The organism is Massilia niastensis DSM 21313, from assembly GCF_000382345.1.
Taxonomy (GTDB): Bacteria; Pseudomonadota; Gammaproteobacteria; order Burkholderiales; family Burkholderiaceae_D; genus Telluria; species Telluria niastensis.
This window is the reverse complement of record NZ_KB908108.1, coordinates 1-23,861: the sequence shown is the minus strand read 5'-3', so window position 1 is coordinate 23,861 and position 23,861 is coordinate 1. Positions and strand designations below refer to the sequence as shown.

The 23,861-nt window shown below is 67.0% G+C and carries 22 protein-coding genes; 17 read left to right on the top strand and 5 right to left on the bottom strand.

Features of this window, described 5'->3' with window-relative positions:
* The first annotated feature begins 24 nt into the window (after positions 1-24).
* Complete coding sequence (locus H162_RS0118415; RefSeq protein ID WP_020654965.1) at positions 25-276, top strand: hypothetical protein; 252 nt, start codon at positions 25-27, stop codon at positions 274-276.
* A gap of 34 nt (positions 277-310) precedes the next feature.
* Here H162_RS0118415 and H162_RS0118410 read toward each other — a convergent pair whose 3' ends face one another.
* Positions 311-1,384 carry a GGDEF domain-containing protein gene (locus tag H162_RS0118410; protein ID WP_020654964.1) on the bottom strand — a complete coding sequence of 358 codons (1,074 nt, stop codon included), beginning with the start codon at positions 1,382-1,384 and terminating at the stop codon, positions 311-313.
* 85 nt (positions 1,385-1,469) lie between these two features.
* Positions 1,470-1,706 (bottom strand): hypothetical protein, encoded by a 237-nt coding sequence (locus H162_RS33325; protein ID WP_084677059.1) that lies wholly within the window; start codon positions 1,704-1,706, stop codon positions 1,470-1,472.
* Between the two features lie 192 nt (positions 1,707-1,898).
* Here H162_RS33325 and H162_RS0118405 point away from each other — a divergent pair, with 192 nt between their 5' ends.
* From H162_RS0118405 to H162_RS32760, 3 genes are all read left to right on the top strand, one after another.
* Positions 1,899-4,361, top strand: a complete 2,463-nt coding sequence (locus H162_RS0118405) for a ligase-associated DNA damage response DEXH box helicase (RefSeq protein WP_020654963.1) — start codon at positions 1,899-1,901, stop codon at positions 4,359-4,361.
* On the top strand, positions 4,358-5,008 hold the full coding sequence (gene pdeM, locus H162_RS0118400) for a ligase-associated DNA damage response endonuclease PdeM (RefSeq protein ID WP_020654962.1): 651 nt from the start codon (positions 4,358-4,360) through the stop codon (positions 5,006-5,008). Before H162_RS0118405 ends, pdeM begins: the two co-directional genes overlap by 4 nt.
* 74 nt (positions 5,009-5,082) lie before the next feature.
* Entirely contained in the window at positions 5,083-6,192 is a 1,110-nt protein-coding gene (locus H162_RS32760; protein WP_051109954.1) for a glycine zipper 2TM domain-containing protein, read from the top strand.
* A 70-nt stretch (positions 6,193-6,262) separates the two neighbouring features.
* Here H162_RS32760 and H162_RS0118390 read toward each other — a convergent pair whose 3' ends face one another.
* The 3 genes from H162_RS0118390 to H162_RS0118380 all read right to left on the bottom strand — a co-directional run bounded on the left by H162_RS0118390 (position 6,263) and on the right by H162_RS0118380 (position 8,687).
* Positions 6,263-7,057, bottom strand: a complete 795-nt coding sequence (locus tag H162_RS0118390; RefSeq protein WP_020654961.1) for a Crp/Fnr family transcriptional regulator — start codon at positions 7,055-7,057, stop codon at positions 6,263-6,265.
* A 414-nt stretch (positions 7,058-7,471) separates the two neighbouring features.
* Positions 7,472-8,116 (bottom strand): response regulator, encoded by a 645-nt coding sequence (locus H162_RS0118385; RefSeq protein ID WP_020654960.1) that lies wholly within the window; start codon positions 8,114-8,116, stop codon positions 7,472-7,474.
* A gap of 106 nt (positions 8,117-8,222) precedes the next feature.
* Complete coding sequence (locus tag H162_RS0118380) at positions 8,223-8,687, bottom strand: universal stress protein (protein WP_020654959.1); 465 nt, start codon at positions 8,685-8,687, stop codon at positions 8,223-8,225.
* Between the two features lie 385 nt (positions 8,688-9,072).
* Here H162_RS0118380 and H162_RS0118375 point away from each other — a divergent pair, with 385 nt between their 5' ends.
* From H162_RS0118375 to H162_RS33315, 13 genes are all read left to right on the top strand, one after another.
* Positions 9,073-9,933: a protein phosphatase CheZ gene (locus H162_RS0118375; protein ID WP_020654958.1), complete on the top strand. Its 861-nt coding sequence runs from the start codon at positions 9,073-9,075 to the stop codon at positions 9,931-9,933.
* A complete protein-coding gene (locus H162_RS0118370; RefSeq protein WP_020654957.1) occupies positions 9,933-11,852 on the top strand; it encodes a chemotaxis protein CheA in 1,920 nt (639 codons plus the stop codon). Before H162_RS0118375 ends, H162_RS0118370 begins: the two co-directional genes overlap by 1 nt.
* A gap of 243 nt (positions 11,853-12,095) precedes the next feature.
* Positions 12,096-13,496, top strand: a complete 1,401-nt coding sequence (gene leuC, locus H162_RS0118365; protein WP_020654956.1) for a 3-isopropylmalate dehydratase large subunit — start codon at positions 12,096-12,098, stop codon at positions 13,494-13,496.
* Positions 13,497-13,539: 43 nt separating this feature from the next.
* The gene (locus tag H162_RS33320) at positions 13,540-13,662 is read left to right on the top strand and encodes a lipoprotein (protein ID WP_020654955.1); all 123 of its coding nucleotides are present in this window, start codon (positions 13,540-13,542) and stop codon (positions 13,660-13,662) included.
* A 38-nt stretch (positions 13,663-13,700) separates the two neighbouring features.
* Positions 13,701-14,348 (top strand): 3-isopropylmalate dehydratase small subunit, encoded by a 648-nt coding sequence (gene leuD / locus H162_RS0118355; protein ID WP_020654954.1) that lies wholly within the window; start codon positions 13,701-13,703, stop codon positions 14,346-14,348.
* 25 nt (positions 14,349-14,373) lie between these two features.
* A complete protein-coding gene (gene leuB / locus H162_RS0118350) occupies positions 14,374-15,444 on the top strand; it encodes a 3-isopropylmalate dehydrogenase (protein ID WP_020654953.1) in 1,071 nt (356 codons plus the stop codon).
* 30 nt (positions 15,445-15,474) lie between these two features.
* The gene (gene asd, locus H162_RS0118345) at positions 15,475-16,602 is read left to right on the top strand and encodes an aspartate-semialdehyde dehydrogenase (protein WP_084677057.1); all 1,128 of its coding nucleotides are present in this window, start codon (positions 15,475-15,477) and stop codon (positions 16,600-16,602) included.
* A 241-nt stretch (positions 16,603-16,843) separates the two neighbouring features.
* Positions 16,844-19,900 carry a motility hub landmark protein FimV gene (locus H162_RS0118340; protein WP_040787678.1) on the top strand — a complete coding sequence of 1,019 codons (3,057 nt, stop codon included), beginning with the start codon at positions 16,844-16,846 and terminating at the stop codon, positions 19,898-19,900.
* The gene (gene truA, locus H162_RS0118335) at positions 19,897-20,697 is read left to right on the top strand and encodes a tRNA pseudouridine(38-40) synthase TruA (protein ID WP_020654950.1); all 801 of its coding nucleotides are present in this window, start codon (positions 19,897-19,899) and stop codon (positions 20,695-20,697) included. The genes H162_RS0118340 and truA overlap by 4 nt, the downstream gene beginning before the upstream one ends.
* Positions 20,698-20,705: 8 nt before the next feature.
* Positions 20,706-21,398, top strand: a complete 693-nt coding sequence (locus tag H162_RS0118330; protein WP_020654949.1) for a phosphoribosylanthranilate isomerase — start codon at positions 20,706-20,708, stop codon at positions 21,396-21,398.
* Positions 21,382-22,626: a tryptophan synthase subunit beta gene (trpB, locus tag H162_RS0118325; RefSeq protein ID WP_020654948.1), complete on the top strand. Its 1,245-nt coding sequence runs from the start codon at positions 21,382-21,384 to the stop codon at positions 22,624-22,626. Before H162_RS0118330 ends, trpB begins: the two co-directional genes overlap by 17 nt.
* A gap of 39 nt (positions 22,627-22,665) precedes the next feature.
* Positions 22,666-23,466 carry a tryptophan synthase subunit alpha gene (gene trpA, locus H162_RS0118320; protein WP_020654947.1) on the top strand — a complete coding sequence of 267 codons (801 nt, stop codon included), beginning with the start codon at positions 22,666-22,668 and terminating at the stop codon, positions 23,464-23,466.
* 188 nt (positions 23,467-23,654) lie between these two features.
* Positions 23,655-23,861: transposase domain-containing protein (locus H162_RS33315; protein WP_211223723.1), on the top strand; the 207-nt coding region annotated here is incomplete at its 3' end.

The window sequence follows — 23,861 nt, the reverse complement described above, 5'->3', positions numbered from 1 at the left end:
TTGTTGATCGAAAGTGTGAGCATCATGAATGAGGACATCCCCAAGACGACTTTCCGCGGCCTTCCGTTAACGGACGAGCAGGAAAGCGAAATCAGGCACTATATCCATACGAAAGAGCGCAGTGGCGAGCCGTGGGACACGCCGGAACTGCAAGCGATGCTGGCGGACATGCTGAACCCGCCGGAGGTCGATGACGATTTCGAGGCGCGGGAAGACGGCATGGCTGCGGAGCGCGCGACCGCGGAGAACGAAGAATCGTTCGAGACGGACAGATGAACCGCAGTCGCCCCGGGCGCGCCTGTTTGCATCCTTAATGGAGGCGGCTGCGCTTCTGGGCATACATCTGCCTGTCGGCCAGCTGCACATAGTGCGACAGCGTCTGCGCGCCGCCCGGATCGCATTGCACGACTCCGACACTGATCGACACGCTGTACGGCCGTTCCTGGCTGAGATTGAACGCGCGCAGCCTGGCCCGGATACGCGCCAGGATCGCTTCCGGTTGCTCGTCGTCGAGGGTGTAGGCGACGAACTCGTCTCCGCCAAGACGCGACACCACGTCGGCCTGGCGAAAGGACTGGCGGAACACGATCGCGGCGTCCCGTATCAGGCGATCGCCCATGTCGTGGCCGAGGTCGTCGTTCACGCGCTTCAGGCCATCGATGTCCGCGAAGATCACGGCGCTGTTGGCATGCTTGCGCTGCGCCACCTTGAAGACCTGCTCCGCCTGCAGGAAAAAGCCGCGCCGGTTGTACAAGCCCGTCAGGACGTCGGTCAGCGACAGCATGCGCATCTTGGTCGCCGTCTCGTCCCGTCGCGCCAGTTCCGCGGCATGGGCATCGGAGCTGTGTGCGATCTGCTCGCGCTGGTCCCACACGAGCCGCTCCAGCGAGCTGCGCGCCTCGATCTTGCCCAGCGCCGCCGCAGTCAGCTCCAGGATATGCGACAGCGCCTGTCTGCACCTGTCCAGCTCTGCTGCGCTCGGCTCATGGTCCCATGCAACGGCGAGAGCGGCAATCGCGGCATGCGCCGGCACGGCCAGGGCGAGTGTACGCTGCCCGACGTGTTCGCACCGCCGGTTGCCATGCGCCTTGTCGTGCACGGCCGGCCCCACGCCGGACAACAGGGCCATCGCGGTTTGATACAGCGCATGGCCGGTTCCGGCTGGATGGGCGACGCCGCGGTTGTCGAACCCGACGATATCCAGCCGCTCGCCGCGCAGGAGCAGCAAGGCCGAGTCGGGCCGGATCATCTCGGCCAGGGCGCGGCCGACCAGTTCGAGCGAGCTGCCCGCCTCGTCGGCCTGGAGCAGTTCGCGCGACAGTGTCAGCAGTACGCGCAGCTGGGCCGGGCCGAGCTGTCTCGCTTCTGCCTGAGGCTTCCTCATTGCTCGCGGGTCTCCTGTGTTGGCTGCTGCCCGGGGAGATCCGTGGTGACGGACCGGGCTGATCCGGCTACGGCTGGCAGCCCGGCTATTCGTCGGCAGGGCTTGGGGACGAAGGGGTGATGGCTTCCGAAATCAGCTGCTCCGCACTGGGCATGCGACGCGACGACGGATTGTCGAGCACGCGCGTGATGACACTCGGGGGAACACGCTTGTATTCCATGTATTTCTGCGCCACTGAGCGGTTGCGCACGGTCAGGATATTGATGCCGCGCGTGACCGCCTTTGCAGTATCGACATCGGATCGATTTTGACGATTGCTCATTTCCTTAATCTCAACCAGGGCTGCGATGACGCGATCGGCATACTTGATGCGAAAAAAAACAATACACGCAATGAGCTTACTTCACCTAGCACTTTCTCGCCGGTTCCTGCAGTGTATGATGACCCCAAACCGCGGACACGGAGGTGAATTTGGGGCGTATTCGACCATGAGACACGGACTTCGACCCATCCCATGAGCGGCAACGACGTCAGCAAGCGTATCAAGGCCTGGCTGGCCGAGAAGGGCTGGAAGGCCTTCCCGTTCCAGCGCGAGGTCTGGGAGGCCGCGCTGGCCGGGCAATCGGGCCTGCTGCACGCGAATACCGGCGCCGGCAAGACCTTCGCGGTCTGGTTCGCGGCCCTGCAGCGCGCCGGGCTGGAAGCGAACCGGCGCGCCTCCGGCCTGCGGGTGCTGTGGATCACGCCGATGCGCGCGCTCGCCGCCGACACCCAGCGCGCGCTGGAAGATTCGGCCGCCGTGCTGCTGCCGGAATGGCGCATCGGCGCGCGCACCGGCGACACCGGTTCGGCCGAACGGGCGCGCCAGACGCGCAGCATGCCGGCCGCCCTGGTGACCACGCCCGAGAGCCTGTCCCTGATGCTCAGCCACGCGGCGGCGCAGGAGCAGTTCCGCCACCTGGACATGATCATCGTCGACGAGTGGCACGAACTGATGGGCAGCAAGCGCGGCGTGCAGGTGCAGCTGGCGCTGGCGCGGCTGCGCCGCTGGCGCCCGCAGCTGCTGGTGTGGGGCGTGTCGGCCACCATGGGCGACCTCGACCTGGCGCGCCAGGTGCTGCTGGGCCGGGACGAGGGCGTGCTGGTCGAGGGCGACCAGCGCAAGAAGATCGTGGTCGACTGCCTGATCCCCGCCAACGTGGCGCGCTTTCCCTGGGGCGCGCACCTCGGCATGCAGATGCTGGAGCCGGTGATCAGGGAAATCGAGGACTACGAGGCGACCCTGGTGTTCACCAACACCCGTGCGCAGTCCGAGATCTGGTACCAGAACATCCTCGAGGCGCGGCCCGACTGGGCCGGCGTGATCGCGCTGCACCACGGCTCGCTCGACCGCGACGTGCGCGAATGGGTCGAGCTGGGCCTGAAGAACGGCGTGCTGAAGGCGGTGATCTGCACCGCCAGCCTGGACCTGGGCGTGGACTTCCTGCCGGTCGAGCGGGTGCTGCAGGTCGGCAGCGCCAAGGGCATCGCGCGCCTGCTGCAGCGGGCGGGGCGCAGCGGCCACGCGCCGGGACGGATCTCGCGCGTGACCCTGGTGCCGACCAACAGCCTGGAACTGCTGGAAGCGGCCGGCGCCAGGAAGGCGGTGGCGGCGCGCCGCATCGAGGGACGCTACGTGCCGAACAAGCCCTTCGACGTGCTGGTGCAGCACCTGGTGACGGTGGCGCTGGGCGGCGGCTTCGATGCGGCCGAGCTGTTCGACGAGGTGCGCAGCAGCTGGTCCTACCGCACGCTCGACGAAGAGGAATGGCAGTGGGCGCTGGATTTCGTGGCGCGCGGCGGCCAGAGCCTGACCGTGTACCCGGAATACCGGCGCGTGCTGCCCGACGAGACGGGCGTGTTCAGGGTGCCGGACAGCGCCATCGGCCGGCGCCACCGGATGGGCATCGGCACCATCGTCTCCGATTCGACGATCCAGGTGAAGTACATGAGCGGCGGACGGCTCGGCAGCGTCGAGGAGTCCTTCATCGGGCGCCTCAAGCCGGGCGACCACTTCCTGTTCAGCGGGCGCATCCTCGAATTCATCCGCGTGCACGAGATGACGGCCTTCGTGAAGCGCGCCACCGGCACGCGCGGCGCCATCGTGCGCTGGTCGGGCGTCAAGATGCCGATGTCGGACGAGCTGTCCCGCGCCGCCCTGGAAGAGCTGCGGCTGGCCGAGCAGGGCGTGTTCGACGGACCCGAGATGAAGGCGCTGCGCCCGCTGATCGAGGTCCAGCAGCGCTGGTCGTCGCTGCCGACGCCCGAGACCCTGGTGGTCGAGCGCATGAAGAGCCGCGAAGGCTGCCACCTGTTCGTGTATCCGTTCGGCGGGCGCGCCGTGCACATGGGACTGGCCTCACTGTTCGCCTGGCGCATCGCGCGCACCCGGCCGATCACGTTCTCGATCGCCGTCAACGACTACGGCTTCGAGCTGCTGGCGCCCGAGGCGGTCGACTGGGCCGGGATCTTCGACGCGGAGACCGGCGCCGGCATCGGCCTGTTCGATACCGGCACCCTGCTGGAAGACGTGCTGGAAAGCCTGAACGCGACCCAGCTCTCGCAGCAGCGCTTCCGCGAAGTGGCGCGCATCGCCGGGCTGATCTTCCAGGGCTATCCGGGCCAGCCGAAATCGGCGCGCCAGCTGCAGGCCTCGTCCTCGCTGTTCTTCGAAGTGTTCCGCAAACACGATTCCGGCAACCTGCTCCTGAGCCAGGCCCAGCGCGAGGTGATGGAGCAGGAACTGGAGCTGACCCGCCTGCGCGACACGCTCACCGCCCTGCATGGGCGCCGCATCGCCTTCCACGAGGTGCAGCGCGCCACGCCCTTCGGCTTCACCCTGATGGTCGAGCGCTACCGCGAAAAGGTCAGCAGCGAGAAGCTGTCCGAGCGGGTCGCGCGCATGGTGCGCGAACTGGAAAAGGCGGCCGCGGCATGAACGGCGTCACGATCGAGGCCGGCGGCGCGGACCTGCTGCTGCTGCCGGAAAAGGCGGTGTTCTGGCCGGCCGAGCGCATGCTGGTCATCGCCGACATCCACTTCGGCAAGGCGGCGGCCTTCCGCTCGCTCGGCGTGCCGGTCCCGCGCGGCACCACCAGCGAAAACCTGGCCGGACTGGACGCCCTCATCGAAGCGCACGGCGCCCGCCACGTGGTGTTCCTGGGCGACTTCCTGCATGCGCGCGCGGCCCACGCCAGTTCGACCCAGCAGGCGATGCTGGCCTGGCGCCAGCGCCAGTCCGCGCTCAACTTGACCCTGGTGCGCGGCAACCACGACCTGCATGCGGGCGACCCGGCGGCCGCGCTCGGCATCGAACTGGTCGACGAACCGCATGCCATCGGGCCGTTCGCCTTCTGCCACCATCCCGACCTGGACACGCCCGGCTATGCGCTGGCCGGCCACGTGCATCCTGTCTATGTCCTGGCGACGCGTTTCGATGCGCTGCGCCTGCCGTGCTTCGTGGTGGGGACGCAGCGCATGATCCTGCCATCCTTCGGCGCCTTCACCGGCGGGCATGCGGTGCGCCCTGGGCCGGGCGACCGGATCTATGTCAGCTCAGGCGAGGCGGTTCACAGCGTTCGTTAGCGTACCGACCCGTCCCATTCACAGGCGTAATTTCTCCATCAAAGCCCAGCCTTATTCGAATGGAGGAGAAGCCCATGCATGTCCGTACCCTGTTGTGCACGCTGATGGTGGCGCTGGCCCCGGTCGGCGCGATGCTGGGAAGCGCCCCGGCCCAGGCCCAGCCGGGCCAGCTCGCCCGGGCCGTCCGGCCCGCCGGCCCGGTCATCAATGGTTTCAATGTCGAGGAAGTGCGCCGCCTGGCGCCCGGCGTCGAGCTGCACTTCGAGCTGTATGGCAGCCCGGGCGGCACCGCGAACCTGCGCATCGACGGCGCCACCCGCAACCTGCACCTGACCGAAGTCGAGCCCGGGCAGTACACCGGCACCTATACGATCGGCACCCACGACCGCATCCGTCCGGAAAGCGGCGTCACCGCCAACCTGCGCCTGGGCAACCAGGTCGCGACTAATATGCTGAGCGAATCGCTGATCCGCGGCGACGTGCAGCGCCGCCAGAACGGGCGCGGCGAACTGGCTTCGCTGCCGCGCATCGAACGCTTCGACGTCCAGGGCAGCCCCGACCTGGGCCCGGGCAACGAGCTGCGCTTCACCGTGAACGGCACGCCGGGCGCGCGCGTCGAGGTGGCGATCGCGGGGGCGCGCGGCGTGTTCTTCCTGCCCGAGGTAAGGCAGGGCGAGTACAGCGCCGTCTACACGGTGCGCAACACCGACCGCATCCAGCCGGACAGCCGCGTGACCGCGACCATCCGCGCCGAAGGCCGCTACTCGACGACCGTGCTGGGCCAGCCGCTGCTGGCGCGGAACGGCTATCACGGAGGGCAGGGCGCGCCGCGCGAAGCGCGCTATTGCACCAACTGCGCGGTGGTGGAGGCCGTCAACGTGATCGAGGTCAGCGGCGACGGCAACTACCTGGGCACGATCGGCGGCGCGGTGGCCGGCGGCCTGCTGGGCAGCCAGGTCGGCAGCGGCAGCGGCCGCAAGGCGGCCACGGTGGCGGGCGCGGTCGGCGGCGCCCTGGCCGGCCGCCAGATCGAGAAGAACATGCGCAGCAGCCAGCGCTACGAGGTCGTGGTGCGCTACGCCAACAGCGGAGCGACGCAGGCGATCCAGTACGAGAACGATCCGGGCTTCCGCGCCGGCGACCGGGTGCGCGTCAACGGCGGCGTGCTCGCGCGCGACCAGTAACCGGGTGGCTGGATGCGACGAGGCCGGCCGCCTTGCGGCGCCGGCCTCGTTCTTTTATATGGAGAGAGGATCAGGCGGTCGCCAGCACCTGGTCGTCGCCCGGCTGCTCCAGCTCGGCCTTCTGCCTGGCGCCCTGCTTGGTGCGCGAGCGCGAGGGCGGCAGGCGGCGCAGGGTCTTGAGGGCATCCGGGTCCTTGATGCCGATGGTGCGCTGGTCGACCGTGATCAGGCCGATCTCGTTGAAGGCGGACAGGGTGCGGCTCACCGTTTCCAGGGTCAGGCCCAGGTAGCTGCCGATCTCGTGCCGGGTCATGCGCAGGTTGAACAGCTTGCTGGAATACCCCATCGCCGCGAAACGGTCGGCCAGCGAGACCAGGAAGCGGGCCACCCGCGCCTCGGCCGACAGCGCGCCCAGCATGCCGATCATGGTCTGCTCGCGCACCAGTTCGCGGCTCATGACGCCGTACATCATGTTCTCGAGTTCGGCATGCACGCGGCCGAGCGCGGTCAGCTTCTTGAACGGCAGCAGGATCAGGTCGCAGTCGGACAGCGCCACGGCTTCGGAGGCGTAATGGCGGGTGTGGATGCCGTCGACGCCGAGCATGTCGCCCTTCATCGGGAAGCTCAGCACCTGTTCGTTGCCGAATTCGTCGATCAGCACCGTCTTGAGGAAGCCGGAATTGACGATGTACAAAGTGTCGAAGGCCTGGCCGATGGTGTGGACACGCTGGCCGGTCTTGAACTGTACATGCTGGAACAGGAGTTCCTCGGAGGTGACCGAGACGCTGGCCGGAATGCGGAGCAGGTCGCAGACTTCTTTCAGGTTGGACCAGAGGCGGCCCTGTCGCTGGCGGCCGGCTTCCATGGGAGTATGCAGGGTTGGCTGGGTAACATTTCGTTGTTCCGAGGTTGAGGGGGACTGCATGCTCATCTCCAGGTGAGGGGCTCAGGCTTCAGGCGGCGACCCGGCCGGCCAGCCTCGCGTGGGTTGCGGAGCGGACTGGCTGACGCCGTGACTTGGATCGCAAGCAAGTGAAACACTGGATTCAGTATGCCAACACGAGTCCGGCTCGAATATCAGCGATGCCTGAATATGCAGGTAGGAGAGATGGGGGCTGTGTAGGATTAATCTTATTGGCCAAGGCGGCGCGCCAGGGAAGAAGCGGGCACGCCGTATCGGACGCCGCGTCGGAATGGCACGGGCCGAGCGGATCGGGCAGGGAGCAAGGGGAAGCGACCCGGCACCAAAACGACGGGCCGGGGTCAAAACACTTCGGTGTCAGGCCCGCATCGGCGACAGCAAGCGGTGTGCGACGGCGTACTGGACCATCTCGGACAGCGAGCTCATGCCCATCTTCTGCATGATGCGCGTTTTATGCGTGCTGACGGTCTTGACCGACAGGTGCAGGCCGTTGGCGATCTCGGTGATCGACTTGCCGCCCACCAGCAGCGAAAAGACCTCGAATTCGCGGTCGGAGAGCTGCTTGTGCAGCAGCTGTTCGCTGGGCGCCATGATGTTCAGCGCCAGCTGCTCGGCCACCTCGGTGCTGATGTAGGGGCGGCCGGACGCGACCTTGCGGATGGCGCCGACCAGCTGGGTGCCGGCGCTTTCCTTGGTCAGGTAGCCCTGGGCGCCGGCGCGGATCGCGCGCACCGCGTACTGCTCCTCCTCGTGCATGGTGAGGATCAGGATGGCCAGCTTGGGCGCTTCGCTGCGCACCTGGCGGATCAGGTCGACCCCGCTGCGGCCCGGCATGGACAGGTCGAGCAGCAGCAGGTCGAAGCCGCCCTGGCGCACCAGGGCGAGCACCTCGAAGCCATTGGTCGCCTCGCCGGCGATCTCGATGTCGGCGGCGCCGTCGAGGATGCGCTTGAGCCCTTCGCGCATGATGGTGTGGTCATCGGCAATGACGATTCTTACCATGGCTTCATCCTCGATCCCTGGGCGGCGTGAAACCGGAGGGTAGCACACCGTTTCGGACAAAATCGTGTCCTTCTTCAAACTATGCAGGCGGGGTGGGGCAAGCCTGTCAGGTGCCCGGCTCCTTGATCAGGCGGTGCACCAGCACCGGCTTGGTCGTGTGCGACAGCACCTTGTTGGTCACGCTGCCCAGCAGCAGTTGCCCCCAGCCGCTGCGGCCGTGCGAGCCCATGAAGATCAGGTCGCAGCCTTCCTGCTCCGCCACGTCGACGATCTTCAGCGCGGCGGTGTCGGAAAACGCGGTCATGCAGGCGTGCTTCAGGTTGCTGCTGGCGCAGGAATTCATGATCTTGCCCATGTATTCCTCGCCCATGCGCCGCATCTGGGCGAGGTATTCCTCCTCGCTCGGGTAGGAGGGCGGGATGATCTCGACATACACGGGGTACTGGTATTCGGGTGCGACGAACAGGGCCAGCACCTCGGCGCCCATCTGTTGCGCGAACTTGACGCCGGCGCAGGCCGTGTGCTGGGACACGGCCGAGCCGTCGGTAGTGATCAGGATCTTGCGGTACATGATGACTCCTCCCAAGGGCCAGGTCCATTCTGGAGGTAATGGACGCGGTGGCGATTGCTATGACGCAAACTGTTGAGTTCTATCAAACACCAGGCTGTTGTTAAGTTGCAAAACCATCTTACGCCATCAGTCTCCCGATTACAAAATACAACACCGTGCTTGTGAAAAAAATCAGGAACCCGGCCTTTTGATTGTCGCGGAATTAAGTTTTTTTGTCCATTTTGTTGCATCGCGTTTTCCGAGATTTACCTACGGCAACCACACTGCTACACTCGCATCCATATTCTTACCGTCAATCAATATTTTTTGGCCGAGCACGGCCTGACGGACGCAGTACCCCGGATTGCATAGCGCACGCGAACTTATACATTATGGAGAAGCAGGGATGACCGACGCCGCTGACGATTTCGACGCATTATTCGAGGAAGTGGCGGCCCAGCGCGCCAGCGCGCCGGCGCCCGTACCGGTAGCGGCGCCCGCCGTCGCAGCGGTAGCCGCCGACGAGGACGACCTGGAATCGCTGTTCGACCAGGTATCGGCGGCCTCGGCCCCTGCCGTGGTCGTGGCCGCCGCCGCGCCGGTTGCCGCCGTCGCGGTCCCGGCCGCCGCCGAGGAAGCGCCGATGAGCGAGGCCGACCGCAACATGTTCGAGCGCCTGGGCGGCATCGTCCGCCTGCTGCACGACTCGCTGCGCGAACTGGGCTACGACAAGGCGCTGACCGAAGCCTCGTCCCAGATCGTGGACGCCCAGGACCGCCTGGAATACGTCGCCAGCCTGACCGAGCAGGCCGCCAACAAGGTCCTGAACACCCTGGACGAGGGCATGCCGGCCCAGGACCTGCTGTCCAAGCAGGCCAAGGACATGGAAACGCGCTGGGCCGACCTGTTCGCGGGCAAGCTCAGCCTGGATGAGTTTAAGGCCCTGGCCTGCGACTCGCGCCAGTTCGCGGCCCTGGTGACGGAAGCGACCGAAGCCGAGAAGGCGCGCCTGCTCGAGATCATGATGGCGCAGGACTTCCAGGACATCACCGGCCAGCTGATCAAGAAAGTGGTGAAGATCACCCAGACGGTCGAGCAGGAACTGGCCCAGCTGCTGCGCGACAACGCACCGGCCGACCTGAAGGAAAAACTGGCCCAGAAACACCAGCCATCGGCCCCGGCGCCGCTGATGCAGGGCCCGTCGGTGCCGGAGGCGGCGCTCGACCAGGACAACGTTGACGACCTTCTCGCCGAGCTGGGATTCTAATGGACGATATGCTCAAGGATTTCGTCGTCGAGGCGATGGACCTGGCAGTAAATGTAGAAGAGCATCTGCTGCGCCTCGAACGCGATCCCGACAACAAGGAAACGCTGAATGCGGTGTTTCGCTCCTTCCACACGATCAAGGGCGGCGCCGGTTTCATGGGCCTGCCCGCGCTGGTCGCGGCCTGCCACCTGACCGAAAACCTGTTCGACGCGCTGCGCACCGGCGCCGCGCCGGTGACCCCGATCGCGATCGAGGCCGCGCTGCAGGCCTCCGGTTTCGTGGCCGACCAGCTGAATGACCTGAACAATGGCGCGGCGCCGGAACAGCTGGCCCAGATGCCGGGCGACCTCGAGCGTATCCTGATGGATGCGATCGAAGGCAAGGGCGGCAGCGCGCCTGCCGCCGCCCCGGCGCCGGCGCCCGCGCCGCTTGCCGTGGCCGCCGCGCCGGCCGCTGCAGCGCCGCCCGCCGCCGCGCCGTCCGCCATCGGCGATGACGGCCTGGACTGGGCCGCGATGTATGCGGCCGTCGTGCCTGCGGGCACCGTGATCCCGGCAAGCGCCGCCGCGCCGGCCGCCGATGCGCCGGCCGCGGCCGCCGGCGGCGGCGCCGCTCCGGCCGCGGTCCCGGCAGCGGTTGCGGCAACTGCCGCGCCGGCCGCCGCGCCTGCCGCCAAGGGCGGCTGGGACGGTATCGATCGCCGCCAGGACCCCAAGGCCGCGGCGAACGCGCCGGCCAAGGACGAGAGCATCCGCATCGACGCGGTCAAGCTGGACGCGCTGCTGGAAGTGGCGGGCGAGTCGGTGCAGGCCGCCAACCAGGCTGCCGTGCTGCTCGAGCGCCTGCAGCAGTTCAAGTTCGAAGGCCAGGCCGCGGCCCTGATGGCGACCCTGACCGAGACCCTGGAACGCGCTTCGCGCTACTCGGCCGAACTGCAGCGCGCCACCCTGGCGACCCGCATGCAGCCGGTCGGCCGCCTGTTCCAGAAATTCCCGCGCCTGGTGCGCGAACTGGCCAAGGACCTGGGCAAGGATGTCGAGCTGACCATCGAAGGCGCCGAGACCGAAGTCGACCGCGTGGTGGTGGACAGCCTGTACGACCCGCTGGTGCACATGCTGCGCAATGCGCTCGACCACGGCGTCGAGTCGCCGGAGGAGCGCGTCGCGGCGGGCAAGCCGGCCAAGGCCTTCATCCTGCTGAAGGCGTGGCAGGAAGCCAACAGCGTCATGATCGTGCTGCAGGACGACGGCAAGGGCATGGACCCGGTCCGCCTGCGCAAGAAGGCGATCGACAAGGGCCTGATCGGCGAGAACGGCGCCCAGAGCGACGAGGATGCCTACCAGCTGGTGTTCCTGCCGGGCTTCTCGACCAAGGAAGTGGCGTCGTCGGTCTCGGGCCGCGGCGTGGGCATGGACGTGGTCAAGACCGCGGTGGAAAAGAACCGCGGCGCGATCCGCATCGAATCCCAGCTCGGCAAGGGCACCCGCTTCGCGATCCGCCTGCCGATCGAGCTGTCGATCGTGCCGACCATGCTGGTGTCGACCTCGGGCGCCTCGCTGGCGCTGCCGATGGCCGTCGTCGAGCGCGTGGTCGAGCTGCCGGAGAACTTCATGTGCGTCGGCGGCGCCCCGGTGCTGAAGGACCAGGGCCGTCCGCTGCCGGTGCGCTCGCTGGCGCTGGCGCTCGGCTACGAGGAATGCTCCGAGCGCGTCGGCATCGTCATCAATGCGCCCCAGCCCTATATCCTGGCGATGGAAGCGGTGGACGGCACCGCCGACCTGGTGATCAAGCCGATGACCGCGCTGACGGTCGAGGGCATCACCGGCACCGCGCGTTCCGCCGAAGGCGAGCTGGTGCTGGTGGTCGGCCTGTCCTTCCTGATGGACGGCTGCCGCAGCAGCGTGCGCCTGGCTGCCTGAGGCGATCTGGTGTAAAAAGGGAACAAATCCGGCGCTGTCATAAAAGCGCAACTAAGAAGCCCGCGTCATTGACGCGGGCTTTTTTTATTTGCTTATTACAAAATTGTTGCAAACTTTCTTTTCTGGCCTGCAACTTCTTTAGCATAATCGTTCACTGCCCCCTCTTGGTGCGGCACTGCACAATTATGGCATAATCAAAAACCTGGCCCGCATAAGGCGGCCTGCCGTATTACTGGATTGACCATGCAAAAAACGCTTTACGACAAACTCTGGGATTCCCATGTCGTGCGTGCCGACGCCGATGGCACCACTGTCCTGTATATCGACCGCCACCTGGTGCACGAAGTGACCAGCCCGCAGGCGTTCGAAGGCCTGCGCGAAGCCGGCCGCGGGCTATGGCGCACCTCGGCCAACCTGGCCGTGGCCGACCACAACGTGCCGACCACCGACCGCGCCCACGGCATCGCCGACCCGACTTCGCGCCTGCAGGTCGAAACCCTCGACGCCAACGCGAAGAGCTTCGGCCTCACCTACTTCAACATGAACGACAAGCGCCAGGGCATCGTGCACGTGATCGGGCCGGAGCAGGGCGCGACCCTGCCGGGCATGACCGTCGTGTGCGGCGACTCGCACACCTCGACCCACGGCGCCTTCGGCTGCCTGGCGCACGGCATCGGCACCTCCGAGGTCGAGCACGTGCTGGCCACCCAGACCCTGCTGGCCAAGAAGTCGAAATCGATGCTGGTCCAGGTCGACGGCGACATGCCGCCGGGCGTGACCGCCAAGGACATCGTGCTGGCCGTGATCGGCAAGATCGGCACCGCCGGCGGCACCGGCTACGCGATCGAATTCGCCGGCTCGACCATCCGCTCGCTGTCGATGGAAGGCCGCATGACCATCTGTAACATGGCGATCGAAGCGGGCGCGCGCGCCGGAATGGTCGCCGTGGACGACACCACCATCGACTACGTCAAGGGCCGTCCGTTCTCGCCCAGGGCGGAGCACTGGGACCAGGCGGTCGCCTACTGGCGCACCCTGCACACCGACGAAGGCGCGCAATTCGACACCGTCGTCACGCTCGACGCCGCGGAAATCCGCCCGCAGGTCACCTGGGGCACCTCGCCCGAGATGGTGACCTCGATCGACGGCCGCGTGCCCGATCCGCGCGAGGAAGCCGATCCGGTGCGCCGCGGCGCCATGGAAAAGGCGCTGGCCTACATGGACCTGGCGCCCAACACCCCGATCGACGAGATCGCGATCGACAAGGTGTTCATCGGTTCCTGCACCAACTCGCGCATCGAAGACCTGCGCGCCGCCGCCGAGGTGGTGCGCGGCCGCCAGCGCGCGTCCAGCGTCAAGCTGGCGATGGTCGTGCCGGGTTCCGGCCTGGTCAAGGAGCAGGCCGAGCGCGAAGGCCTCGACAAGATCTTCAAGGAAGCCGGCTTCGAATGGCGCGAGCCGGGCTGCTCGATGTGCCTGGCGATGAACGCCGACCGCCTGGAACCGGGCGAGCGCTGCGCCTCGACCTCGAACCGCAACTTCGAGGGACGCCAGGGGCAGGGCGGCCGTACCCACCTGGTCTCGCCGGCGATGGCGGCGGCGGCCGGCATCACGGGCCACTTTGTCGACGTACGCGCCCTCTGATGCGTTAAGACCAGACCTACCGTTTTTTGGATCCAGGAACATCATGAAAAAAGTATTCGCTCTCTCGCTTATCGCTGTCCTGCTGGCAGGCTGCAACACGATCTCCGGCATCGGCCGCGACGTGCAGAAGGTCGGCCAGGTCGTGACCGGCGCCGGCGGCAAATAAGAACAACAGCCGCGAGAGCGGCATGGGGAGCCTAGCAAATGGATAAATTCACCGTACACGAAGGACTGGTGGCGCCGCTCGACCGCGCCAACGTCGACACTGACGCCATCATTCCGAAGCAGTTCCTGAAATCGATCCGGCGCACCGGCTTCGGTCCGAACCTGTTCGACGAATGGCGCTACCTGGACCACGGCGAGCCGGGCCAGGACAACAGCGGCCGTCCGCTGAACCCGGAGTTCGTGCTGAACCAGCCGCGCTACCAGGGGGCCTCGATCCTGCTGACCCGCAAGAACTTCGGCTGCGGCTCCTCGCGCGAGCACGCACCGTGGGCGCTGCAGCAGTACGGCTTCCGCGCCATCGTCGCGCCGAGCTTCGCCGACATCTTCTTCAACAACTGCTACAAGAGCGGCCTGCTGCCGGTGGTGCTGTCCGAGCAGGATGTCGAGACCCTGTTCCAGGCGGTGGAAGGCAAGGAAGGCTTCACCCTGGTGGTGGACCTGGAGCAGCAGCGTATCGGCACGCTCGATGGCAGCCTGTCCTACGGCTTCGCGATCGACGAGTTCCGCAAGTACTGCCTGCTCAACGGCCTGGACGACATCGGCCTGACCCTGCGCCACGCGGACGAGATCCGCGCCTACGAGCAGCGCCACCTCGCGGCCCAGCCGTGGCTGGCCAACTCGATTTAAGAACTGAAAGAAACGGAATAAGCGGATGAAAATTGCGATCCTGCCGGGTGACGGCATCGGCCCGGAGATCATGGCCCAGGCGGTCAAGGTCCTGAATGCGCTCGGCGAACCGTTCGAGATGGAAACCGCGGAAGTCGGCGGCGCCGGCTATGCCGCGCACGGCCACCCGCTGCCTGAAGGCACCCTGAAGCTGGCCAAGGAAGCCGACGCGGTGCTGTTCGGCGCCGTCGGCGACTACAAGTACGACAAGCTCGAGCGCGCGCTGCGTCCCGAGCAGGCCATCCTCGGCCTGCGCAAGGAACTCGGCCTGTTCGCCAACCTGCGTCCGGCCATCCTGTATCCGGAACTGGCGGGCGCCTCCACGCTCAAGCCCGAAGTCGTGTCCGGCCTGGACATCCTGATCATCCGCGAACTGACCGGCGACATCTATTTCGGCAAGCCGCGCGGCGTGCGTGAATGCCCCGACGGCCCCTTCCAGGGCCAGCGCGAGGGCTTCGACACCATGCGCTACGCCGAAGGCGAAATCCGCCGCATCGCCCACGTGGCCTTCCAGGCCGCGCAAAAGCGCGACCGCCGCGTGACCAGCGTGGACAAGGCCAACGTGCTGGAAACCTTCCAGTTCTGGCGCGACATCGTCACCGACGTGCACAAGGAATACCAGGACGTCGAGCTTGAACACATGTACGTCGACAACGCGGCGATGCAGCTGGTGCGCGCGCCGAAGAAGTTCGACGTGATCGTCACCGGCAACATGTTCGGCGACATCCTGTCCGATGCGGCGGCCATGCTGACCGGTTCGATCGGCATGCTGCCTTCGGCCTCGCTCGACGCCAACAACAAGGGCCTGTACGAGCCTTCGCACGGTTCGGCGCCCGATATCGCCGGCCAGGGCGTGGCGAATCCGCTGGCGACCATTTTGTCCGCCGCGATGATGCTGCGCTTCTCGCTCGGCCGCACCGAGCAGGCCGACCGTATCGAGACGGCCGTCAAGCGCGTGCTGGCGCAGGGGCTGCGCACTCCCGACATTTACGAAGCAGGCACCACCAAGGTGGGCACCGAAGAGATGGGCAACGCGGTTCTCGCGGCCCTCCCGTAAGAGATTTACATATATAAAAGAGGGAAGATCATGAAATTAGTGGGTCTGGTAGGTTGGCGCGGCATGGTCGGTTCCGTCCTGATGCAGCGCATGCAGGAAGAGGGCGATTTCGACCACATCGAGCCGGTGTTTTTCACGACGTCGAATCCGGGCGGCGCTGCGCCGAAGATGGCGAAGAACGAAACCACGCTGAAGAGCGCCGCCGACATCGCCGAACTGTCCAAGTGCGAGATCATCATCTCGTGCCAGGGCGGCGACTACACCACCGAAGTGTTCCCGAAACTGCGCGCCGCCGGCTGGAACGGCTACTGGATCGACGCCGCCTCGACCCTGCGCATGAATGACGACGCCGTCATCGTGCTCGACCCGGTCAACAAGGACGTGATCAAGAACGCGCTGACCCGCGGCGTGAAGAACTACATCGGCGGCAACTGCACCGTGTCGTGCATGCTGATCGGCCTGGGCGGCCTGTTCGAGAAGGGCCTGGTCGAGTGGATGACCTCCATGACCTACCAGGCGGCTTCCGGCGGCGGCGCCCAGCACATGCGCGAGCTGCTGACCCAGTTCGGCACCATCAATGGCGCGGTCAAGCCGCTGCTGGACGACCCGGCGTCGGCGATCCTCGAGATCGACCGCACCGTGCTGGCGACCCAGCATGGCCTCTCGGGCGAAGAGACCAGGCAGTTCGGCGTGCCGCTGGCCGGCAACCTGATCCCGTGGATCGACAAGGACCTGGGCAACGGCCAGTCGAAGGAAGAGTGGAAGGCCGGCGCCGAGACCAACAAGATCCTGGGCCTGGGCGACAGCTTCGGTTCGAAGGCGATTCCCGTGGACGGCCTGTGCGTGCGCATCGGCGCGATGCGCTGCCACTCGCAGGCGCTGACCATCAAGCTGACCAGGGACGTGCCGCTGGACGAGATCAACGACATCATCGCTTCCCACAACCAGTGGGTGAAGGTGGTGCCGAACACCCGCGAAGCGTCGATGCGCGACCTGTCGCCGGCCGCCGTCACCGGTGGCCTGACGATTCCGGTCGGCCGCCTGCGCAAGATGTCGATGGGCGGCGACTACCTGTCGGCCTTCACCGTCGGCGACCAGCTGCTGTGGGGCGCGGCCGAGCCGCTGCGCCGCATGCTGCGCATCCTGCTGGACCGCTAAGGGCAAGCCGGGATGGCGGGCAGCGCCCGCCATCCCGCGAAAGCGGCCGGCGCCCGCCGGCCGTGCATAATCGATATCGGTCGTTAGATATCCGTCATCATCCTCGGTCATTCTGGCCACATATCCTCCCTTCCCCCCGCGCCGATGTGCGTGGAGAGCTTGCATGCTCCAGAGCATGATGTTATGTTGAGACTCCCGGAATTCGTCTTTCCCTAGGTCAACTTTTCTCTCGCTGCCAATTATGCATTTCTCCCACCGTCCTCCGCTCATGGCGTTTGCGCTGAAATCGATCACCGCAGCCGTGGCCAGTGCAGTGTTCCTGTCCTCGGCGTCCAGCGCGGCCGGGCTGGGGAAGCTGACGGTGCTGTCGGCGCTCGGCCAGCCCTTGCGCGCCGAGATCGAACTGACGACCACCCCCAGCGAGGATCCGACCGGCATGACGGTCAAGCTGGCCTCCCCGGAGGCGTTCCGGAGCGCGAATATCGAATTCAACCCGGCGCTGCTGTCGCTGCGCTTCGCCGTCGAGCAGCGCGGCGGGCGTCCGGTCATCCGCCTGTCCTCGAGCCAGCCCTTGAACGAGCCTTTCGTCGACATGCTGCTCGAGCTGACCTGGAATAACGGCCGCCTGGTGCGGGAGTACACCTTCCTGCTCGATCCGGCCGAATTGCGCACGCCCCAGCCGGCCCAGGTGGCCGCGGCCGGCGCAGCGGCTGCGGCCGCGCCGCGCGCCCAGGCGCCGGCGGCCAGCACCCCCGCGCCCGCGCCAGCGCCACGCGCGGAAGAACCGGCGCGCCGCACCGAACGCGCGGCCGCGGAAGGTCCTGCCGGCGCAGCGCCCGATGCGCCGTCGCGCTACCGCGTGCGTGCGGGCGACACCCTGGGCCGCATCGCCACCAGGCTCAAGCCGGCCGACATCTCGCTCGACATGATGCTGGTGGCGCTGTACCGCGCCAATCCGGACGCCTTCATCGGCAACAACATGAACCGCCTGAAGTCGGGCCAGATCCTGACGGTGCCGGATGCGCAGGCACTGCGCGGCAGCGGCGAAGGCGAGGCGCGCGGCGTGGTGATCGCCCATGCCGCCGACTTCAATGCCTACCGCAACAAGCTGGCGGGGCAGGTGGCCGCCAGCGCCCCGGCGCCGGCGCCGCAGGCCGGCCAGAGCGCGGCCGGCAAGATCACGGCCCAGGTCGAGGAACGTCCGACCGCGGCCAACGAGTCGCGCGACCAGCTGCGCCTGTCGAAGGCGGTGCCGGGCGCCGCCGGCGCTAGCGCGGGCGCGACCGCCAGCGTCGAGGACACGGTGGCGAGGGAAAAGGAACTGGCCCTGGCCCAGGCCCGCGTCAAGGAACTCGAAAAGAACGTCAACGAACTCGAAAGCATGATGACGGTGAAGAGCCGCGCGGGCGCCGAGGCGCAGAACACCGCGGCTGGCGAACCGGCGGCGGCTGCCGAGGGCGAGGCGCCTGTCGAGAAGAAGCCGGTCGCCAAGCCGAAGCGGGCCACGCCGCCGCCGCCGCCGGAGCCGACCCTGGTCGACACCCTGATGGACAACATCCAGCTGCTCGCCGCCGGCGCCGCCGTGCTGCTGCTGGGCGGCCTGGGCCTGGCCCAGCGCCGCAAGCGCAGGCAGGAAGCGGACAAGCCGGTCCATGCCGAGCCGTCCGTGCCGGGCGCGCCGACCCAGGCCGCGCACTCGCTGTTCGCCGAAACCGGCGGCCAGAGCGTCGATACCAACAACAGCGTGTTCAACTCCAGCTTCGCGCCCTCGGCCAGCCAGCTCGACACCAATGAAGTCGATCCGGTCGCCGAAGCGGATGTCTACATCGCCTACGGCCGCGACGCCCAGGCCGAGGAAATCCTGAAGGAAGCGCTGCGCACCCATCCGGAGCGCCATGCGGTGCGCCTCAAGCTGCTGGAGATCTACGCGGCGCGCAAGGACCTGCGCGCCTTCGAGAGCCAGGCCAGCGAGCTGTATGGCCTGACCCGTGGCCAGGGCGAGGAGTGGGCCCAGGCCGCCACGCTGGGGCTGGGCATCGATCCGCAGAATCCGCTGTATGCGGGCGCCGCGCCGGCGACCCAGGAACGCAGCCAGCAGTCGATGCTGTCGCAGCAGCTGGAAAACGCCTTCCGTGGCGGCGCGCCGGCAGCGGCGGCGTTCGCGGCGGGCGCGGTGGGCGGCGTTGCGCTCGCCAAGCACGACGACGCCGACTTCACCGCGGTGCCGGATACCGCGTTGGACATCACGTCCGCCGGCGCGTCGGCTACCGCCCTGGCGCCCGAGCTGGACACGGCCCAGCAGGCCGACGACAACTCGCTCGACTTCGATCTCGGCGGCCTGAGCTTCGAGCCGGTGACGAACAGCGAGCCGGCCATGGCGCCGCAGGCGAACGCCGACGCCACCGCGCTGCCGGAATTCGAATTCACGCTGGATCCGATCGAAGCGCCCGGCGCGCCGGAAGCGGCTGCTCCCGCTGCCGGGCCGACGGCATCCAGCGAGCCCTTCGACCTGGCCTTCGACATGAGCTTCGACGAACCCGCCAAGGCCGAGCCGGCCGTCGAGGCGGATGACGAAGACTTCACGCTCGCCCTGTCGCCGCAGGCGCAGCAGCCGTCCGTCGACATGGCCGGCCTGGCCAGGGAATTCGACGAGCTGCCGCCGCTGCCGGCGATGCCGGAGCAGGCCGCCCCAGGCAAGGAGCTGGACGACCCGCTGTTCGACCTCGACGCCATGGACTTCAGCGCCCCGGCCGCGCCAGGCGCCCCGGCCGCCGAGGAAGCCCCGGAGGTCCGCCCGGCGCCTGCGCCCGCCGCCAGCCTGTCGGACGATCCGCTGTTCGACCTCGACATGATGGACTTCGGCGCGCCGGCCGCTCCGGCGGCCGCAGCGGCTGCTCCGGTGGAGAGCGTCGAACCGGACGACGATCCGTTCGCGCTGCCGGAGTTTTCCACCGAGGAGCCGATCGTCGCGGCGGCGCCGGCGCCGGCCGCGCCGATGGAGCCGAAGTTCGACCTGGCCGACATCGACCTCGACCTGCCGTCCGACGCGCCGAGGGGCGCGCCGGCGGCCTTCGAATCCGCCGGCGCGCTGCCGGACCTGGACTTCGCCGACCAGGACGTGGCCGTGGGCGAGATGTCGCCCGAGCACATGGAAATGGAAACCAAGCTCGACCTGGCGATCGCCTACCAGGAGATCGGCGACAAGGAGGGCGCGCGCGAACTGCTGGATGAAGTCATCAAGGGCGGCAACCACGAGCAGGTCGGCAAGGCCAGCGCCATGCGCGAGCTGCTGGCGTGAGGCGCATCGCACTCGGTGTCCAGTACGTGGGCACCGGCTGGAGCGGCTACCAGAAGCAACCCGACCGCAACACCGTGCAGGACCGGCTCGAGATCGCGCTGGAGAAGTTCGCCACCGTGCCGCTGCACACGACCTGCGCCGGCCGCACCGACGCCGGCGTGCACGCGATCGAGCAGGTGGTCCATTTCGACACGGAGCTCGACCGCGCGCCGCAGTCCTGGGTGCGCGGCGTGAATACCTTCCTGCCCGACTCGATCGTGGTGCGCTGGGCCGCCGAGGTCCCGCAGGACGCCGACGGCCAGGACTTCCACGCGCGCTTCTCGGCGCGCTCGCGCACCTACCACTACGTGCTGTACAACCACGCCAATCCGTCGGCGCTGCTGGCGGGACGGGCAGGGTGGGTGTTCCGTCCGCTCGACGTCGAGCGCATGCTGGAAGCCGGCCGGCACCTGATCGGCACCCATGACTTCTCGGCCTTCCGCGCCTCGGGCTGCCAGGCCAACACGCCGGTCAAGGACATGCACGAGGTGAGCATCGTGCGCCACGGCGACATCATCGTCTTCACCGTGCGCGCCAGCGCCTTCCTGCACCACATGGTGCGCAACATCGTCGGTTCGCTCATCTACGTCGGCACCGGCCGCAACGAACCGGGCTGGATGGCCGAGGTGCTGGCGAGCCGCTCGCGCGACGTGGCCGCGCCCACCTTCATGCCGGACGGGCTGTATTTCGCCAAAATCGAGTACGATCCGAAGTGGGGCCTGCCGCAGGAGTCGGCGCCGCCCCTTCCCTGGCTGTAAGGAAGAGCATGCAACGCACCCGTATCAAGATCTGCGGCATCACCCGCGAGCAAGACCTGCGCGCGGCGGTCGATGCCGGCGCCGACGCCCTCGGCTTCGTGTTTTACCCGAAGAGCCCGCGCTACGTCACGCCCGAACAGGCGGGGCGGCTGTGCGCGGCGCTGCCGCCTTTCGTCAGTGCGGTCGCGCTGTTCGTGAACCCGAGCGTGGAGGAGGTGCGCGCGGTGGCGGAGCGCGCGCCGCTGGCGCTGATCCAGTTCCACGGCGATGAAACGCCCGAGCAGTGCGCGCAGATCGCCGCCGCCGTGCAGCGGCCCTTCGTGCGCGCCTTCCGCGTAAAGCCGGACACCGCGCCATCGGCTTTGCTAGAATACGAACTTGCATACCGCGCCGCCAGTCCATGGTTCTCGAGCCTGCTGCTCGATACCTTCGTGGACGCTTATGGCGGGGCAGGAAAGGTCTTCGATTGGTCTCTCATCCCAAAAGAGCTCGCGCCTCGGGTCGTTTTGAGTGGTGGCTTGAGCGTACAAAACGCGACTGACGCAGTGGTGCGTGTACGTCCCTTTGCCGTCGACATCAGCAGTGGTGTCGAAGCGCAGAAGGGGATCAAGGACGCCCGCAAGATCGCCGACTTCGTGTCGGCCGTGCGGGCTGCCGATGCCATCATTTCGAGCGAGACCACCCATGAAAGCCATCCCTGAACGCGGCGCCGCCGCACTGTTCAAGACCCCCGATTATCCGATGCCCGACACCAGCGGGCACTTCGGCCCCTATGGCGGCAGCTTTGTCGCCGAAACCCTGTCGCATGCGCTGGCCGAGCTGAACGACGCCTATGCGCGCTATTCGAGCGATCCCGAGTTCCTCGAAGAATTCCGCTACGAGCTGGCGCACTTCGTCGGCCGGCCCTCGCCGGTGTACCACGCGCGCCGCTGGTCCGAACTGGCGGGCGGCGCCCAGATCTACTTCAAGCGCGAAGACCTGAACCACACGGGCGCGCACAAGATCAACAACGTGATCGGCCAGGCCCTGCTGGCGCGCCGCATGGGCAAGCAGCGCATCATCGCCGAGACCGGCGCCGGCCAGCACGGCGTCGCCACCGCGACCATCTGCGCCCGCTTCGGCCTCGAATGCGTGGTGTACATGGGCGCCGAGGACGTCAAGCGCCAGGCCCAGAACGTCTACCGCATGAAGCTGCTGGGCGCGACCGTGGTGCCGGTGGAATCGGGTTCGAAGACGCTCAAGGACGCGCTCAACGAAGCGATGCGCGACTGGGTCACCAACATCGAGAACACCTTCTACATCATCGGCACGGTGGCCGGCCCGCACCCGTATCCGATGATGGTGCGCGACTTCCAGTCGGTGATCGGCGAGGAATGCCGGGTCCAGATGCCCGAGCTGGCCGGGCGCCAGCCCGACTACGTGGTCGCCTGCATCGGCGGCGGCTCGAACGCGATGGGCATCTTCTACCCGTACATCGGCGAGCCGGGCGTGCAGCTGGTCGGCGTCGAAGCGGCGGGCGAGGGCCTCGATTCGGGCAAGCACGCGGCCTCGCTGACGGCCGGGATCCCGGGCGTCCTGCACGGCAACCGCACCTACCTGCTGCAGGACGAGAACGGCCAGATCATCGAGACGCACTCGGTGTCGGCGGGCCTGGACTATCCGGGCGTGGGTCCTGAGCACGCGTGGCTGAAGGATTCGGCGCGTGCGCAGTATGTCTCGATCACGGACGACGAAGCGCTGGCCGCCTTCCACGACTGCTGCCGCATCGAAGGCATCATTCCGGCGCTGGAGTCGTCGCACGCGATCGCGCACGCGGTCAAGCTGGCGCAGACCCTGCCGAAGGACAAGATCATCCTGGTCAACCTGTCGGGCCGTGGCGACAAGGACATGCACACGGTGGCGCAGCGGATGGGGCTGGATTTCAGCTGATCCCTCGACCATTGATGACAACACACTGAAAGAAACAGCATGTCCCGAATCGAACAGACCTTCAACGCGCTCAAGGCGCAGAACAAGACCGGCCTCGTCACCTTCATCACCGCGGGCGACCCGGGCCCCGAGCTGACCGTGCCGCTGATGCACGCCCTGGTCGAGGGCGGCGCCAACGTCCTGGAACTGGGCGTCCCCTTCTCGGATCCGATGGCCGAAGGCCCGGTGATCCAGCGCGCCTGCGAGCGCGCCCTGAAATTCGGCATCGGCCTGAAGGACGTCTTCAATTTCGTGCGCGAGTTCCGCAAGAATGACCAGACCACGCCGGTGGTCCTGATGGGCTACGCGAATCCGATCGAGCGCATCGGCCAGAACGAATTCATCCGCTGCGCGAAGGAAGCCGGCGCGGACGGCGCGATCGTGGTGGACTACCCGCCCGAGGAATGCACCGAATTCGCGTCGGCGATGCGCGAGAACGGCCTCGACCTGATCTTCCTGCTGGCGCCGACGTCGACGACCGAGCGCGTGAAGCAGGTAGCCAGGCATGGCGGCGGCTTCAGCTACTACGTGTCCCTGAAGGGTGTCACGGGCGCCGGCAGCATCGACACCGCCGACGTGGCGCGCCGCGTGAGCGCCATCCGCGAGCACGTGAAGCTCCCGATCGGCGTCGGCTTCGGCATCCGCGACGCCGCCACCGCCAGGGCAGTGGCGGAAGTGGCCGACGCCGTCGTCATCGGCAGCCGCATCATCCAGGAGTTGGAGTCCACGCCGAAAGAGCAGGCCGTCGACGCCGTCCGCACCTTCACCTCCGGCATCCGCACCGCCCTCGACGCCCGCTAACCCCGGGGTCGGAGTCGAATTTACTGACAACTTTTAAAAGTTGCCCGTTATTCGACTCTGACCCTATTTCTCCGCGTGGCGAGCAATTTCCTCATAATTGGGGTCAGAGTCTAATGCGGTTAAGTTAAGCCGCCTTTGATCATTTGGCTGTTGTAAACGTGTAGCGGCTCTGTTAACCTGCGGTTCCGATGCTAGCCGATACCCTCCCACTTGTAACCGCAGATCTTCCCGCTCCTGATTGGCAACGGCTGGGTGAGCATCTGCCAGTTGAGTGGATCGAGCAGGCGCTCAGCCATACAGGTAAGGCGAGCATTCGACGAAGACGTTTGCCAGCACAGCAGGTAGTGTGGTTAGTCATTGCGTTGGCCTTGTACCGTCATCGTTCGGTACGGCAG